13 protein-coding genes are annotated in these 15,699 nt (G+C 73.3%); 6 read left to right on the top strand and 7 right to left on the bottom strand.

Translation table 11 applies throughout. The annotated features are described in order from the left end of the window. The first annotated feature begins 149 nt into the window (after nucleotides 1–149). Complete coding sequence (gabT, locus tag ACI79V_RS08155) at nucleotides 150–1,502, top strand: 4-aminobutyrate--2-oxoglutarate transaminase (protein WP_456888198.1); 1,353 nt, start codon at nucleotides 150–152, stop codon at nucleotides 1,500–1,502. A 60-nt stretch (nucleotides 1,503–1,562) separates the two neighbouring features. Here the strand turns inward: gabT and ACI79V_RS08150 are convergent, their stop codons facing one another. Then, nucleotides 1,563–3,002, bottom strand: coding sequence for an aldehyde dehydrogenase family protein (locus ACI79V_RS08150; protein ID WP_456888195.1), 1,440 nt, complete (start codon nucleotides 3,000–3,002; stop codon nucleotides 1,563–1,565). 220 nt (nucleotides 3,003–3,222) lie between these two features. Between ACI79V_RS08150 and ACI79V_RS08145 the strand changes: the two genes are divergently transcribed. Beyond that, nucleotides 3,223–4,614: an aspartate aminotransferase family protein gene (locus ACI79V_RS08145; RefSeq protein WP_456888191.1), complete on the top strand. Its 1,392-nt coding sequence runs from the start codon at nucleotides 3,223–3,225 to the stop codon at nucleotides 4,612–4,614. Nucleotides 4,615–4,673: 59 nt separating this feature from the next. Here ACI79V_RS08145 and ACI79V_RS08140 read toward each other — a convergent pair whose 3' ends face one another. Together ACI79V_RS08140 and ACI79V_RS08135 are read right to left on the bottom strand one after the other, a co-directional pair. Further along, nucleotides 4,674–5,099, bottom strand: a complete 426-nt coding sequence (locus tag ACI79V_RS08140; RefSeq protein WP_456888188.1) for a universal stress protein — start codon at nucleotides 5,097–5,099, stop codon at nucleotides 4,674–4,676. After that, nucleotides 5,096–6,604: an APC family permease gene (locus ACI79V_RS08135; RefSeq protein WP_456888186.1), complete on the bottom strand. Its 1,509-nt coding sequence runs from the start codon at nucleotides 6,602–6,604 to the stop codon at nucleotides 5,096–5,098. Before ACI79V_RS08135 ends, ACI79V_RS08140 begins: the two co-directional genes overlap by 4 nt. Nucleotides 6,605–6,712: 108 nt before the next feature. On the opposite strand from ACI79V_RS08135, the gene ACI79V_RS08130 reads away from it, so the two are divergent. Further along, nucleotides 6,713–7,921, top strand: a complete 1,209-nt coding sequence (locus tag ACI79V_RS08130; RefSeq protein ID WP_456888184.1) for a saccharopine dehydrogenase family protein — start codon at nucleotides 6,713–6,715, stop codon at nucleotides 7,919–7,921. Nucleotides 7,922–7,993: 72 nt separating this feature from the next. Here the strand turns inward: ACI79V_RS08130 and ACI79V_RS08125 are convergent, their stop codons facing one another. From ACI79V_RS08125 to ACI79V_RS08110, 4 genes are all read right to left on the bottom strand, one after another. Next, nucleotides 7,994–9,040, bottom strand: a complete 1,047-nt coding sequence (locus ACI79V_RS08125) for an LLM class flavin-dependent oxidoreductase (protein WP_456888182.1) — start codon at nucleotides 9,038–9,040, stop codon at nucleotides 7,994–7,996. Then, nucleotides 9,037–10,578, bottom strand: a complete 1,542-nt coding sequence (locus ACI79V_RS08120; RefSeq protein ID WP_456888180.1) for an APC family permease — start codon at nucleotides 10,576–10,578, stop codon at nucleotides 9,037–9,039. Before ACI79V_RS08120 ends, ACI79V_RS08125 begins: the two co-directional genes overlap by 4 nt. Nucleotides 10,579–10,721: 143 nt before the next feature. After that, the gene (locus ACI79V_RS08115) at nucleotides 10,722–11,414 is read right to left on the bottom strand and encodes a cache domain-containing protein (RefSeq protein ID WP_456888178.1); all 693 of its coding nucleotides are present in this window, start codon (nucleotides 11,412–11,414) and stop codon (nucleotides 10,722–10,724) included. Continuing rightward, nucleotides 11,411–12,187: a FadR/GntR family transcriptional regulator gene (locus tag ACI79V_RS08110; protein WP_456888177.1), complete on the bottom strand. Its 777-nt coding sequence runs from the start codon at nucleotides 12,185–12,187 to the stop codon at nucleotides 11,411–11,413. The genes ACI79V_RS08115 and ACI79V_RS08110 overlap by 4 nt, the downstream gene beginning before the upstream one ends. Nucleotides 12,188–12,314: 127 nt before the next feature. Between ACI79V_RS08110 and ACI79V_RS08105 the strand changes: the two genes are divergently transcribed. From ACI79V_RS08105 to ACI79V_RS08095, 3 genes are read left to right on the top strand one after another with little or no spacing between them, the layout of a single operon-like run. Continuing rightward, nucleotides 12,315–13,793, top strand: coding sequence for a (Fe-S)-binding protein (locus ACI79V_RS08105; RefSeq protein WP_456888175.1), 1,479 nt, complete (start codon nucleotides 12,315–12,317; stop codon nucleotides 13,791–13,793). Nucleotides 13,794–13,795: 2 nt separating this feature from the next. Continuing rightward, nucleotides 13,796–15,349, top strand: a complete 1,554-nt coding sequence (locus tag ACI79V_RS08100; RefSeq protein WP_456888173.1) for an FAD-binding oxidoreductase — start codon at nucleotides 13,796–13,798, stop codon at nucleotides 15,347–15,349. Continuing rightward, nucleotides 15,336–15,695: a hypothetical protein gene (locus tag ACI79V_RS08095; RefSeq protein WP_456888172.1), complete on the top strand. Its 360-nt coding sequence runs from the start codon at nucleotides 15,336–15,338 to the stop codon at nucleotides 15,693–15,695. Before ACI79V_RS08100 ends, ACI79V_RS08095 begins: the two co-directional genes overlap by 14 nt. Nucleotides 15,696–15,699 lie beyond the last annotated feature (4 nt).

Below are 15,699 nucleotides of genomic sequence, written 5' to 3'. Positions count from 1 at the left end.
CTGACAGAGTGGACATCCGCGCCCCCACGACGCGCCGGTGTGGACGGTACCGCCGGTGTGGCGGGCGTCCCACACTCGCAGGGGGAGCCTCCCCCGCCGGAGGCAGCCGGCCCGTCCCGCCGACCCATCCGCCAGACCGAGGAGCTGCCGTGACCGACCTGCTCGAGCCCACCGCCACGCTGCCCCAGGAGCGCCGGCTGGTCACCCCGGTCCCCGGTCCCCGCTCGCAGGAGCTCATGGCCCGCCGGGCCGCCGTCGTGTCGGCCGGGGTCGGCACCACCCTGCCGGTGTTCGTCGACCGCGCCGGCGGCGGGGTGGTCGTCGACGTCGACGGGAACTCGCTGATCGACCTGGGCTCGGGCATCGCGGTGGTCAACGTCGGCAACGCCGCCCCGCGGGTCGTCGCCGCGGTGCAGGAGCAGGTGGCGGCCTTCACCCACACCTGCTTCATGGTCACGCCCTACGAGGGCTACGTCGCCGTCTGCGAGGAGCTCGCCCGGGTCACCCCCGGCGACCACGAGAAGCGGTCGGCGCTGTTCAACACCGGCTCGGAGGCCGTCGAGAACGCCGTCAAGATCGCCCGGCACGCGACCGGCCGGCAGGCCGTCGTCGTGTTCGACCACGCCTACCACGGCCGGACCAACCTCACGATGGCGCTGACGGCGAAGAACATGCCGTACAAGCACCGCTTCGGCCCGTTCGCGCCCGAGGTCTACCGGGTCCCGATGTCCTACCCGTTCCGCGACGAGCCCGGCCTCACCGGGGCCGAGGCCGCCGCCCGCGCCATCGCGCAGATCGAGGCCCAGGTCGGCGCGGCCAACGTCGCCGCGGTGCTCATCGAGCCGATCCAGGGCGAGGGCGGCTTCGTCGTCCCGGCCCCGGGCTTCCTGCCGGCGCTGGCCGAGTGGTGCCGCGCGTCGGGCGCGGTCTTCGTCGCCGACGAGGTGCAGACCGGCTTCTGCCGCACCGGCGACTGGTTCGCCTCCGACCACGAGGGCGTCGTCCCCGACCTGGTCACCCTGGCCAAGGGCATGGCCGGCGGCCTGCCGCTGGCCGCCGTGACCGGCCGCGCCGAGATCATGGACGCCGTGCACACCGGCGGGCTCGGCGGCACCTACGGCGGCAACCCGGTGGCCTGCGCCGCCGCACTGGCCTCGATCGAGACCATGCGCGAGCGCGACCTCGCCGGCGCCGCACGCGCCATCGGCGACACCATGCTCCCCCGCCTGCGCGCGCTGCAGGCGCGCACGCCGGCCATCGGCGACGTCCGCGGGCGGGGCGCGATGATCGCCGTCGAGCTGGTCCGGCCGGGCACCACCGAGCCCGACGCCGCCCTCACCGGCCGCATCGCGCGCGCCTGCCACGCCGAGGGCGTCGTCGTCCTGACCGCCGGCACGTTCGGCAACGTGCTGCGCTTCCTGCCGCCCCTGGTCATCGGCCAGGACCTGCTCGGCGAGGGGCTCGACGTCCTCGAGGCCGCGTTCGCCGCGCACGTCGGCTGACCCGCCCCGCGGCACGAGGCCCCGGTCCCCGCAGGGACCGGGGCCTCGTGCCGCGGGGGGCTACACCTCGATGCCGGTGAGCACCAGGACGCGCTCCTCGGTGAGGTCCTCCATCGCCGCGTGCACGCCCTCCCGGCCGGTGCCGGAGTCCTTGACCCCGCCGTAGGGCATCTGGTCGGCGCGGAAGCTGGGCACGTCGCCGATCACCACGCCGCCGACGTCGAGCACCGCGGCGGCGCGGAAGGCCACCTGCAGGTCGCGGGTGAACACCCCGGCCTGCAGGCCGAAGCGGCTGTCGTTGACCCGGTCGAAGGCCTCGTCGAGCGAGTCGACGACGTCGATGACCACCACCGGGCCGAAGACCTCCTCGCACGCCAGCTTCTCCGTCGCGGGGACGTCGGTGACCACGGTGGGCGCGTACGTCGCGCCGGTGCGCTGCCCGCCGGTGAGCACCCGCGCGCCGGCGGCGGCGGCGTCGGCGACCCAGCTCTCCACCCGGCGGGCGGCGGCCTCGTCGATGAGCGGGCCGACGTCGGTGCTCTCGTCGGTGGGGTCGCCGGTGGCCAGCCGCTGCACCGCCTCGACCACCCGCGTGGTCAGCGCCTCGGCGACCGCGCGGTGGGCGAACACCCGCTGCACCGAGATGCAGGACTGCCCGGCCTGGTACATGGCGAAGGTCGCGATCCGCGACGCCGCCCACGACAGGGACTTCTCGTCGTCCTGGTCCGGCCCGACGACGGCGGCGGCGTTCCCACCGAGCTCGAGGGTGACGTGCTTGCGCGGCGCGGACTCCCTGACCGACCAGCCCACCGGCACCGAGCCGGTGAACGAGACGACCGGCAGCCGGGGGTCGCGGACCAGGTCGGCGGCGACCTCGTTCGGGACCGGCAGCACCGACCAGGCGCCCGAGGGCAGCGCGGTCTCGGCGAGGAGCTCACCGAGCAGCAGCGCCGTCAGCGGGGTGGCCGGGGCGGGCTTGAGCACGATCGGCGCACCGACGGCGATCGCCGGCGCCACCTTGTGGGCCACCAGGTTGATCGGGAAGTTGAACGGGGCGATGCCGAGCACCGGGCCCCGGGGGACGCGCCGCACCAGCGCCATCCGGCCGGTGGCCGCCGGGTCGGTGTCCAGCCGCTGCAGCGTGCCCGACCAGCGGCGGGCCTCCTCGGCGCCCCAGCGGAAGGTCGACACCGCGCGGGCGACCTCGAGCCGGGACCACTTCAGCGGCTTGCCCGACTCGGCGGTGATCAGCGCGGCGACCTCCTCGGCGCGCTCGGCGAGCCGGCGCGAGACGTGGTCGAGGGCGGCGGCCCGCACGTGCGCGGGGGTGGCGGCGAACTCGCGGCGCACCCGGGCGGCCTCGGCGACCGCGGTCTCGACGTCGTCGGCGCTTGCGGTGGTGGTCCGGCCGGCGAGCGACCCGTCGTGCGGCGAGCGGACCTCGAGCACCTCGCCGCCGTGCGCGGGACGCCCGGCGATCCAGTACGGGGTGGTGGTCACGGTTCCTCCTCGGGGACGCGGGGCTGCGCAGCGAGCGTGCCGGAGGAGAGTCGGGTCCCGGGACGGCCGATCCGTCCACCGCCGCGGTCCGGGGACGCCGTCGTGGCACTCCGCCGACGTCGGCGGGGACCGGCCGGCGACCGACGGTCTGGCCCGTCCGGAGGCCCCGGGACTACGATCCACGCATCGCACGCTCCTCCTGACGACGGGATCCGTACCCATGACCACCACGGAGCAGGACGTCGCGACGCCGGACCAGGGCATCGGTGCGGACGCGACCGCCAACCTGTGGCTGCACTTCTCCCGCATGGGCGCCTACCGCGACACCCCGCCGCCGGTGATCGTCCGCGGCGAGGGCGCGTCGATCTACGACGACCGCGGACGCCGGTACCTCGACGGCCTGGCCGGCCTGTTCGTCGTCCAGGCCGGCCACGGCCGGCGCGTGCTGGCCGAGGCCGCCGCCCGCCAGGCCGAGCAGCTGGCGTTCTTCCCGCTGTGGTCCTACGCCCACCCGACGGCGATCGAGCTCTCGCAGCGGCTGGCCGCCGCCGCTCCCGGCGACCTGGACCGGGTCTTCTTCACGACCGGCGGCAGCGAGGCCGTGGAGACGGCGTGGAAGGTGGCCAAGCAGTACTTCAAGCTGACCGGCCGGCCGCAGAAGACCAAGGTGATCAGCCGGGCGGTGGCCTACCACGGGACCACGCACGGGGCGCTGTCGATCACCGGCATCCCCGCGCTCAAGCAGCCCTTCGAGCCGCTGGTGCCCGGCAGCGTCCGGGTGCCCAACACCAACCTCTACCGGGCTCCGGTGTTCGGCGACGACCCCGAGGCGTTCGGCCGGTGGGCGGCCGACCAGATCGAGCAGGCGATCCTCTTCGAGGGCCCGGACACGGTGGCCGCCGTCTTCCTGGAGCCGGTGCAGAACGCCGGCGGCTGCTTCCCGCCGCCCCCCGGCTACTTCGCGCGGGTGCGCGAGATCTGCGACCGGCACGACGTGCTGCTGGTCAGCGACGAGGTGATCTGCGCCTTCGGCCGGCTGGGCACGACCTTCGCGTGCACGAAGTTCGGCTTCGTGCCGGACATGATCACCTGCGCCAAGGGCATGACCTCGGGCTACTCCCCCATCGGCGCGATGATCGCCTCGAGCCGCGTCGTCGAGCCCTTCCTGCGCGACACCGCGTCGTTCCCGCACGGGTACACCTTCGGCGGGCACCCGGTCAGCTGCGCGGTGGCCCTGGCCAACCTCGACCTCATGGCCGAGGAGGGGCTCGAGCGGCGGGTCCTCGACGACGAGGGCGCCTTCCGGGCGACGCTGGAGGAGCTGCTGGACCTGCCGATCGTCGGCGACGTCCGCGGCGACGGGTACTTCTACGGGATCGAGCTGGTGAAGGACAAGGCGACGAAGGAGACCTTCGACGCCGCGGAGTCCGAGCGGCTGCTGCGCGGGTTCCTCTCCGGCGCGCTGTTCGACGCCGGCCTGTACTGCCGCGCCGACGACCGCGGTGACCCGGTCATCCAGCTCGCCCCGCCGCTCGTCTGCGGGCAGGCCGAGTTCGACGAGATGGAGCAGATCCTCCGCAGCGTGCTGACCGAGGCCTGGGCCCGGCTGTGATCGGCGAGGCATGGGAAGCAATCCGCACGTCCTGCGGCCCAGGACGTGCGGAGCGCTTCCTATGCCTCGCCCTCCCGCGCGGGGACGCACAGCACCGGGCGGTCGGACAGGTGCAGCAGCTTGTGCGACACCGACCCGAGGAAGGCACCGCGCAGCGGGCTCTCCCCGCGGGTGCCGACGACGACGACCCGACCGTCGTGCCGGCGCGCGGCGTCGACCAGCGCCTGCGCCGGCTTCTGCGACAGCACCTCGATGACGGTCTCGACGCCGGCGGCCTGCGCCTCCTCGACCGCGTGCGCCACCGCCGTGCGGCCCATCTCGGTGAGCGCCCGCTGGTGGGCCTGGAACTCCTCGCCCAGCCCGCCGGGCGGCTCGACGCCGTACACGAGGACGAGCGGCTCGTCGAACCGGGCGGCCAGCGAGATCGCCATGGCCAGGGCCGGCCGGGACCCCGGCGACTCGTCGTAGCCCAGGACGATGCTCACCGCAGCTCCTCGTCGACGTGGATGCGGTCACCGGCGATCCCCGGCCGCTCCTGCCAGTACCGGCGGTCGCGGCTGCGCCAGACGGCCATGAGCACCAGGCCGAGCACGAAGATCCCGACGCCGATGACCAGCGGCGGGCCCACGCCCAGCCACGCCTGGCCGGTGTAGGAGTTCTCCGGGTCGGCGAGGTCGCGGATCGAGAGCGCCAGCAGCCAGATCAGCAGCCCGGCCCCGACCAGCGGGCCCACCCCGATGAGCAGGAACGCCGACACGCTTCGGGTCAGCTGCCGGCGGTGGTAGACGGCGCAGGCGATGCCGGTGAGCGCGTAGTAGAAGGCGATGAGCAGCGACAGCGCGGTGATCGAGTCGAACAGCGCGTTCTCGCTGAGCAGGCTCACCCCGACGAACCAGATGCTGGCGATGACGCCGACCCACCAGGTGGAGACGTCGGGCGTGCGGTGGCGCGGCGAGATGTGCCCGAACCGGCGCGGCAGCGCGTGCCGCCGGGCCATCGACAGGCCGGTGCGCGACGCCGGGAGGATCGTCGTCTGGGTGGACGCGATCGCGGCCGTGGCGACCGCCAGCAGGACCACCCAGTCCCAGCCGCCCATCACCTCGGTGGACAGCAGCGCGAAGATCGCCTCCTCCTCGTCGGCGTTGTCGGCCAGGTAGTCGGTGCCAGCGAAGGCGAGGACGGCGATCGCGACGGAGACGTAGGTGACCAGCAGGACGACGGTGGACACGATCGCCGCGCGGCCGGGCGTCACCGTGGAGTCGCGGGTCTCCTCGGTCAGGTTGACCGCCGACTCCCAGCCCCAGTACGCGAACACGCCGAGCAGCAGCCCGCCGCTGAGTGCCGCGCCCCCGGCGCCGAACGGGTTGAGCCAGTCCCAGCTGGGGTCGAGCCCGCCCAGCGTGCTGTCGCCGCTCACCCCCCGGTAGATCGCGACCGCCGCGAACACCAGCAGGGCTCCGGTCTGGGCGAGGATCAGCACGTTCTGCAGCCGCGCCGACAGCTCCGTGCCGAGTACGCAGATCCACGTCATGAGCAGGATCAGCCCGACGGTGAGCACCAGGACGACGGCGGTGTTCTCGGCCAGCGAGTCCAGGTTGAGCAGGCGCAGCGTGAAGACGACGCCCACGTTGGCCAGCGACCCGATGATGAGGACGCCGGTCATCGTGATCGCCCAGCCGCCGATCCAGCCGGCCCACGGCCCCATCGCCCGGGTGACCCAAGAGAACGTCGTCCCGCAGTCGGGATCGACCCGGTTGAGCGCGGCGAAGGCCGACGCGATGAGCACCATCGGCACGAACGAGGCCAGCAGGATGCCCGGGGCGTGCACCCCGCTGATGGCCACGAGGGCACCGATGATCGCCGCGAGGGTGTAGGCCGGGGAGGTGGAGGCCAGGCCGATCACGAGGGCGTCGACGAACCCGATCGCGCCCGGGCGGAGGGTGGCCTCCTCCCCCGGGCGGACGACGGGGTCGGCGGAGTCCGGCTGCATGCGACGGTTATCGCAGCGATCCGGCCATCCGACAAGGGTTCGGCGGCCGCGGACCTGCATCGACCACCGAACTCGTCGCTAGACTGCCCGCCTCCCGTGGAGGTGGACATGCGCATCCTGCTGGTGGGTGCCGGTGGAGTCGGCAGCGCGATCACGGCGATCGCGGCCCGGCGCGAGTTCGTGACGCGGCTCGTCGTCGCCGACTACGACCCCGCCCGTGCGGAGAAGGCCGTCGCCGCGGCGGGCGACCCGCGGTTCGTGGCCGCCCGGGTCGACGCCTCCCACGAGGCCGGCGTCCGGTCCCTGCTCGCCGAGCACGACTGCGACGTGCTGCTCAACGCGACCGACCCGCGGTTCGTCATGCCGCTGTTCCGGGCCGCGCTCGCCGCCGGCGTCGACTACCTGGACATGGCGATGTCGCTGTCGCGCCCGCACCCCGAGCGCCCCTACGAGCTGACCGGGGTGAAGCTCGGCGACGAGCAGTTCGCGCTCGCGGGCGAGTGGGAGGCGGCCGGGCGGCTGGCCCTGGTCGGCATGGGGGTGGAGCCGGGCCTGTCCGACGTGTTCGCCCGGTACGCCGCCGACCACCTGTTCGCCGAGATCGACGAGCTCGGCGTCCGCGACGGGTCGGACCTGACCGTGCGCGGGCACGCGTTCGCGCCGTCGTTCAACATCTGGACCACGATCGAGGAGTGCCTCAACCCGCCGGTCGTGTGGGAGCGCGACCGCGGCTGGTACACGACCGAGCCCTTCAGCGAGCCGGAGGTCTTCGACTTCCCCGAGGGCATCGGGCCGGTCGAGTGCGTCAACGTGGAGCACGAGGAGGTGCTCCTCATGCCGCGGTGGGTCGACGCCGGGCGGGTCACCTTCAAGTACGGCCTCGGGAGCGAGTTCATCACCGTCCTCAAGGCCCTGCACACCACCGGCCTGGACTCCACGACGCCGGTGCGCGTGGGCGACGTCGAGGTCGCGCCGCGCGACCTGGTCGCCGCGGCGCTGCCCGACCCGGCCTCGCTCGGCGAGCTGATGACCGGGCGGACCTGCGCGGGCCTGTGGGTGAGCGGCACCGGCACCGACGGCCGGCCGCGGCAGGTGTACCTGTACCACGTGGTCGACAACGCCTGGTCGATGGCCGAGTACGGGTCCCAGGCGGTGGTCTGGCAGACCGCGGTGAACCCCGTCGTCGCGCTCGAGCTCCTGGCGACCGGCCGGTGGCGGGGCACCGGGGTGCTGGGGCCGGAGGCCCTCGACGCGGGGCCCTTCCTCGACCTGCTGACCGCCTACGGCTCTCCCTGGGGGATGCGCGAGGGCGGCTGAGGAAGGACCCCCTTGCCCCCCACCGCTCGCACGCTCGCGGCGGGACCCTGCAAGGGGGCCGACCTCTGCTCCCTAGGTGAAGGCGGGCATGATCTCGTCGTGGATCAGCCGTAGCTGCTCCTCCACGGTGGCCACCCCGGGCAGCTCGCGGCCGGTGAAGGCCTTGACGATCGAGGCGTCGTTGATCGCGGCGATGACGTGGTTGACCCCCGCCGGCTCGATCTCCTTGATCATGGCCGTGACCTCCTCGGGCGTACCGGCGAAGGACAGCTTGTCGGTCAGCTCGGGCGTCGTCAGCTCGATGCCCTTGGCGAGGTCGCCACCGGCGATCGCGTCGACGATCGGCGTGAGCTGGTCGGGGTCGACACCGTGCCGCTCGAGCTGCTCGGCCGGCATGGAGGAGGCGTAGATGCCGACCATGCTGCGGGCGGCCTCCTTGGCGGCGGCGGAGTCGCGGCCGACCGCGAGGACCACCCACGCGCCGAAGTCCAGCGTCGTCCAGTCCTTGCCGGCCTTCTCGGCCCCGATCCGGAAGTGCTCGGCCGCGTAGTCGTAGGCCTGCCGGCTGTAGCTGAGCGCCTGGTGGCACCCGTCGGAGTACTGCGCCGCCGCCTCGAAGGAGCGCGGCCCGCGCATGGCCCCCATCTTCACCGGCACCCGCTCCTGCACCGGCCGGGCGAAGGTGAACAGCCCGTCGTAGCGGAAGAACTCGCCGTCGAAGGTGATGGCACCCTCGTCGAGCAGGGTCCGGACGACGTGGACCCCCTCGATGGTGCGCGAGAGCGGCTTCATCCCCTTCCAGTCCAGCTTGTACTGCGCCAGCAGCCCGAAGTTGCCGCTCGAGAGCACGACCTCGGCCCGGCCGCCGCTGAGCTCGTCGAGCGTCGCGGCCGCCTGGGCGATGAGCGAGGGCTCCCGCAGCGTCACCGACGACACGCTCGGCCCCATCCGCACCCGCGACGTCCGCGCCGCGGCCGCGGCGAAGAGCAGCCAGAGGTCCTTGTGCCAGGTCTCGTCGGCGGCGTACACGGCGTAGAAGCCGAGTTCGTCGGCGAGCTCGATCGCCCGCAGCGACTCCTCCAGGGAGTAGTCGGGCAGCATCGCGTAGCTGAACTTCATCGGATCTCCTCACTCACCGGGACACCGGCGTCCCGCCGGATCTGCTGGAGCTGTGCGGCCACCTCGCGGGCGTCGCCCTCGGGGACGTGGGCAGAGTGCCGGTCCGGCCGGGCGGCGAACAGGTACAGGAGCCCGGTGCCGGCGACGATGGCCAGGCCGATCGCGACGATCCAGCGGTCGAGGAAGGTCTCGGTGCCGGGGGCGGGCTTGAGCAGCAGGACGATGGCGAACACCCCGTAGGCCAGGGCCAGCACGTTGACCACCAGGCCGGCCGAGCCGAGGTTCCACACCCCCGCCGGGCGCCACCCCTTGAGCCGCTGCCGCAGCGCCGCCAGCACCACGGCCTGGAAGGCGATGTAGATGCCCAGCACCGCGAAGGCGGTGACGCGGGCGAGGGAGTCCGGCTGCCAGAAGACGAACAGGCAGATGAGCACCGGGACGACGCAGACGACCAGCAGCGCGTTGGTCGGGACCGCGTGCCGGCTGGACACGTGGCCCAGCCAGCCGCTGGCCGGGAGCATCCGGTCGCGGGCGAAGGCGTAGAGCAGCCGGCTGCCGGCGGCCTGCAGTGACAGCACGCAGGAGATGAAGGCGACGACGGTGACGACGAGGAAGACCTTCGAGCCCACGGTCCCGAGCGAGCTCTCCAGGATGGTGGGGATCGGGTCGACGTCCTCACCGGCCATGATCGCCTGCAGCTGGGCGTCGGGGGCGGCCAGCACGTAGCCGGCGTAGGACAGGAAGCCCGAGACCCCGCCGACGAGGATGGTCAGGATCATCGCGCGCGGGATCCGGCGGGCCGGGTCGGCGACCTCCTCGGCGACGTCGCCGCAGGCCTCGAACCCGTAGAAGAGGAACAGGCCGGACAGCGCCGCGGCGAGGAAGGTGCCGATGTACGCGTCGCCGCCGCCGGCGCCGAGGGTGTCGAAGAAGACCGAGAACGGCTGCTCGCGGCGGAACAGCAGCAGGAACAGCCCGAGGGCGACGACGCCGACGAGCTCGGCTGCCAGGCCGATGCGGGCGATCCGGGCGAGCGTGCGGGTGCCGCTGTAGTTGACCAGGAACGCGATGACGAGCAGCCCCACCGCGGTGGCGAGGACGACGCCCGGGGTGGCGTCGATGCTGAACAGCGCGGCGACGAAGCCGCCGCCGAACTGGGCGACGGCCGTGACGGTGACGATGATCGCCCAGATGTAGATCCACGAGACGATCCAGGCGTAGCGCCGGTTCCACAGCCGCCGGGTCCACGGGTAGATGCCGCCGGCCAGCGGGTACTGCGAGACGACCTCGCCGAAGACCAGCGCGACCAGCAGCTGGCCGACCCCGACGATCACGATCCACCAGATCGCCGGCGGTCCCCCGATGGAGAGGCTGTAGGCGAACAGCGAGTAGACGCCGACCAGCGGGGACAGGTAGGTGAAGCCGAGGGCCATGTTCGCCCACAGGCCCATGCTCCGGTCGAACTCCCCGTGGTAGCCGAGGGCGGCGAGCTGGGCGTCGTCGTCGGTCCGGCCGACGGGGGCTCCTGGTGCGGTCACCGGGCGGTCTCCTCGCGAGGGTGGGGGCGCGCCGGCGGACGCCGGTGTGCGCCAGGCCACACGGACGCCGGAAACCTATAGAGCCAGAGGTCACAGGACAAGGGCCGCGGCGCCCGGCCGTGGGACCGTCCGGCCCGGTGCGCTCAGGCGGTGAGCAGCCGGTGGTCCTCGACCGGCACGGACCGCCACGGGACGCCGGGGACCGCGGTGACCGGGCCGGCGGCGACCGCGGCCGGGGACACCAGGGCGCCGACCAGCCATCGCGGCGCGGTGGAGAGGACGACCCGGTCCTCGTCGTTGAGCAGCAGGAACGGCGCCCCGGGGCCGAGCTGGTGCAGGAGGTGGGACTCGAATCGGCCGACCGGGACGTCGGCCCCGGCCACGCCGGCGAACTCGCCGTCGACCACCACCGGCTCGGTCAGCGTCAGCAGGTACCGGCCGGTGCCGTGGACGTCGACGTAGGGCCCGACGACGTGCCGCCGCCCGGTCCGCCGGGGCACGTCGAACCACGCGGCCGCGGTGTAGTCGTAGTAGCCGAGGCTGGTCGGCCGCAGGTCGGGCTCGAGGCTGCGCAGCCGGCCGCCGTCGGGGTCGGCCTGCCACCACTCCAGGCGCAGCGGCAGGCCGCGCGCGGGACGCGGCGCGACGACGAGCCCGAGGCCGACGGCGAGCTGGCCGGGCTCGTGCAGGAGGTCGCGGACGTCGTCGCCGAGGACCGGCCGCCCGGCCCGCAGACCCTCGCGCGCGGCCGGCCGCAGCGCTGCGTCGTGCACCTCGGCGACGGTGGCGAAGACCTGCTCGACCACCTCGGACACCGCCTCGACCACCGGGGTCACGAGACCTCCCGGCGGGCGAGGGTCCCGTCGCCGCCGTCCGCGCGCAGCCGCAGCTCGATCGACCACAGCGTGCGGGTCTCGATGTGCTCCTCGGTGAGCGCCCGGGCCGCGGCGGGGTCGCGGGCCTCGACGGCGTCCACCACGGCCCGGTGGGCGGCGACGATGCGGTCGAGCAGGGCGGGGGCGTGGGCCGGCGGCCAGGGCAGCTGCCCGAGTTCCAGGTGCAGGTCCATCTCCTGCATGGTCAGCCGCACCGACTGGGCGCAGGCGGCGAGCTCGACGTAGTAGCGGCCCTCGGCCCGGCGCTGCCCGGTGACCGTGCCGGCCCGGGCCAGCCGGTCGACGATGTCGCGCAGCCGGGCGATCTCGACCCGCGACGCCCGGGTCGCCGCGAGCCGGGCCGCCGCGGAGGCGACCGCGCCGTGCACGTCGCCGAGCTCGCGCAGGTCGGTGGTGGCCAGCTCGGCGAGCCGGGCGTCGGCCAGCTCGGCGAGGACGTCGTCGCGGGCCTGCACGAAGCTGCCCCCACCGCGGCCCCGGCGGGTCTCGACCAGCCCGAGCCCACGCAGCTCGGCCAGCGCCTCGCGCAGCGTCATCGTCGAGACGTTGAGCATGGTGGCCAGGTCGGTCTCGGCCGGGAGCTGCTCGCCGTCGCCGAGCAGGCCCAGGGCGATGGCGCTGCCCACGCGCCGCACGACCGCCTCGCTGCGGAGGGCGCCGTCGTCGAGGGGGGCGAAGACGGCCCGCCGGGCGTCACCGCTGAGCAGTTGCACGCTCGCCTCCTGTGACGGGTGGACACCTCAGTGTGTCACCGCGATCGGCACCCTTAACCGTTGAATCCATAGGTTTTGATGGCTAGCGTGACGCCCACCCCAGCCATCCTGTGACGAGGAGCACGCAGTGACACAGGTCGAGCCCGACCGGGCGCCCGGCGCAGACGCGCTCTCCGAGCCCTTCACGCCGGGCGCCCCGTCCAACCCGCCGGAGCTGGCCGGGTACCCGGAGCTGCTGGCCGGCCCGGTCCCCTCGCCGGTCGCCGACCCGAGGACGGCGGCGTTCGTCGAGCAGTGGCGCAACGCCTCCTACAACTGCTTCTCCTCCGGCCACAAGTTCTGCCGCGAGGTCTGCCCGGTCACCCAGGTCGAGCGCAACGAGTCGTGGACCCCGACGGCCTTCCACGCCAACGTCGTCGCCATGGAGCGCGGCGAACTCGACGTCGCCGACGTCGCCGCCGACTACGTCAACTGCACCCAGTGCGGTGCGTGCGAGCTGCGCTGTCCCAACACGCTGTTCACCGGCGACTTCTACCGGTTCCGCACCCGCACGGTCGACGTCGTCAAGGCGGTGCGCTCGCTGGCCGTGGAGAGCGGCGTGCACCAGCCGAGCTGGCAGGTGTGGAACGAGCGCACCGACCTGCGCACCCACGAGCCGGTCCTGGGCGAGACGCCGATCAGCCAGGAGAGGGTGCGCGACTGGGCCGAGGGGCTCGACATCCCGGTCGGCGGGGAGACGGTGCTGTTCGTCGACTGCGAGGCCGCCTTCTACCGGACGTCGGTGCCGCGAGCCGTGGCGCAGATGCTGCAGATGGCCGGCTACGAGTTCGGCCTGATGCGCGACCAGTGGTGCTGCGGCGGGCCGGCCGCCGAGATGGGGTACACCGAGCAGGCGCAGCGGTTCGCCCGGCACAACCTCGACGACTGGCGGGCCACCGGCACCAGGCGGGTGCTCGTGCTCGACCCGCACGACTACATCAGCTTCACCGAGGACTACCCCAGGTACTTCGGCGAGGAGTTCGACATCGAGGTCGTGCTGGTCATCGAGGTGCTGGCCCAGCTGCTGCGCGAGGGGCGGCTGACCCCCTCGGTGCCGGTGGACCGGGCGATCACGTACCACGACCCGTGCCGGCTCAACAAGCGCAAGGGGATCTGGCAGGAGCCTCGCGAGCTGCTGCGCGCCATCCCCGGGCTGCGCTTCGAGGACGTCGACCGGGTGACCCAGTGGTCCTACTGCTCCGGAGGCGGCGGCGGCCTGCCGATCGAGAAGCCCGAGCTGACCGCCAAGATCAGCGCACTGCGCCTCGAGCGGGCCGCCGAGCTCGACGTCGACACGCTGGTCAGCGCCTGCCCGTGGTCGGAGCGCCCGCTGTCGGAGGCCGGCGACGCGCAGGACATCGACGTCGTCGACCTGCACGAGCTGTTCGCCCAGTCCCTCGGCATCAGCGTGGGCGGCTCCCGCGGCGACGTCGGCGACCGCCGGCTGGCCCAGGAGCGCACCGGCGTCCCCGGCCGGGCCCGGCGGGCGCACGGCAGCTCGCGCGGCGGCTGCGGCGGGAGCGGGTGCGGCAACGGTTCCGGCGGCTGCGGGTGCGGAGGACACTGACCATGACAATGACCGAACCGGCCCCGTTCACCACCGAGCCGCTCGGCGAGGACCGGCTCAACCAGCTCGTCGCCGCGCTGCGGCCGGTGCTGGCCGACGACCAGCTCCTGCTGGCCAAGACCGACCGCTGGAACCGGGCCCGCGTGCCGGCGCCCTTCCCGGTGCACCGCTGGTCCGAGCGGGTGCCCGACGTGGTGGTCATGCCCACCTCCACCGAGCAGGTGGCCGCGGTGGTCCGGATCGCCAACGAGCTGAAGGTCCCCGTCGTCCCCCGCGACGGCGGCACCGGGCTCACCGACGGCGCCGTCCCGCACCGGCGCGGCATCGTCGTCGACGTCAAGAAGATGGACCAGATCCACGAGCTGGACCTGGTCAACCGGACCGTCACCGTCGGCACCGGCATCAACATGCTCAAGCTCAACGAGCGGCTGGCACCGCACGGGCTGTTCTACCCGGACGACCCGGCGTCCTACCCGTGCTCGCTGGTCGGCGGCCGGATCGGCACCAGCGGCTGGTCGCTGATCGGCTCCCGGTACGGGCACACCCGCGACCTGGTGCTCAGCTTCGACCACGTGCTGCCGACCGGCGAGGTGCTGCACGTCGGCGACGGCATCGGCCAGAAGATCAGCAAGAGCTCCAGCGGCTACCAGCTCAAGCACCTGTTCATGGGGCACCAGGGCACCCTCGGCATCGCCACGCGGGCGACGCTGAAGCTGTTCCCCAAGCCCGAGGCCGAGCTCTCCCCGTTCTGGGCGTTCGACAGCTACGAGGACGCCCACGCGTGCACCGGCGCGCTGGCCCGCGCCGGGGTGGCCACCTTCGCCGGCGCCGTGCTCTTCGACGAGCACAAGGTCGCCTACCTGCGCCGCGACGACGAGGCCTACATCCCGCAGCCGGCCGACGTCCGCGCCCTGGTCTGCGCGGTCATGTACGGCTACGAGGACGAGGTGCGCGCCGGCGGGAAGCGGCTGTTCCGGATCGCGAAGGAGCACGGGGCCCGCTACCTCGGCGACGAGATCTCCGAGGGCGACTGGGCCGCCCGGCACGACCGGTACGCCACTCCCCTGCACGGCCGGACCAAGGACGGCCAGGTCATCCCGATGTCCTGGCACTGCGAGGACGCCGCGGTCAACTTCTCCGCCGTCCCCGCGGTCAGCCGAGCCTGGCACGAGATCATGGCCGACCTGCGCCGGAAGACCGACGTCTTCGACGACTGGGGCATGTTCGCCTACACCTCCGGCAGCACCGGGGTCGACTACCTCACCGAGATCGACGTCGGCATCTGGGAGCAGCGCCTCGACGACGCCGCCTGGGCCGCCTGGGTGCAGGCCAAGCGCGACATCGCCGCGGTGGCGATCGCGCACGGCGGGTCGATGAGCGCCTGCCACGGCTCCTGCCGCGAGGGCGAGGTCGACCTGCTCCCGCAGGAACTCGGCAAGGGGTTCGACGTGATGCTCGAGGTCAAGCGGGCGCTGGACCCGAACAACGTCATGAACCCGGGCAAGTACCTGCTCGACCGGGCCTACGGGAGGGACACGACCGATGAGAACCGATGACCAGCCCGCCGGCCCGGCCGCGACCGCTCCGTACCGCTTCGCCGAGCAGCACACCCCGCCACCGCCGGTGCGGGTCAGCGAGGTGGCGCAGACGACGTTCGAGCACGTCTACGAGGTCGACCCCCGGTTGATGCAGGAGCACGTGCTGCAGCAGGTGTTCCCCAACTGGGACACGCTGCGGATCATGCGCAGCCGGCACGACCACCTGGCGTGGATGCACCGGCACTTCGCCGAGAAGGTCGTCACCGGCTCCGAACTGCTCGCCGAGGTGGAGGCAGAGGGAGCAGGGAATCCGCAGCCGGAGACCCCCGGTGCTGGACCGATCAGCGGCCCGGTAGCACCATGACCAC

Source organism: Geodermatophilus sp. SYSU D00700 (assembly GCF_054050255.1).
This window is presented reverse-complemented; position numbering and strand designations above follow the sequence as displayed.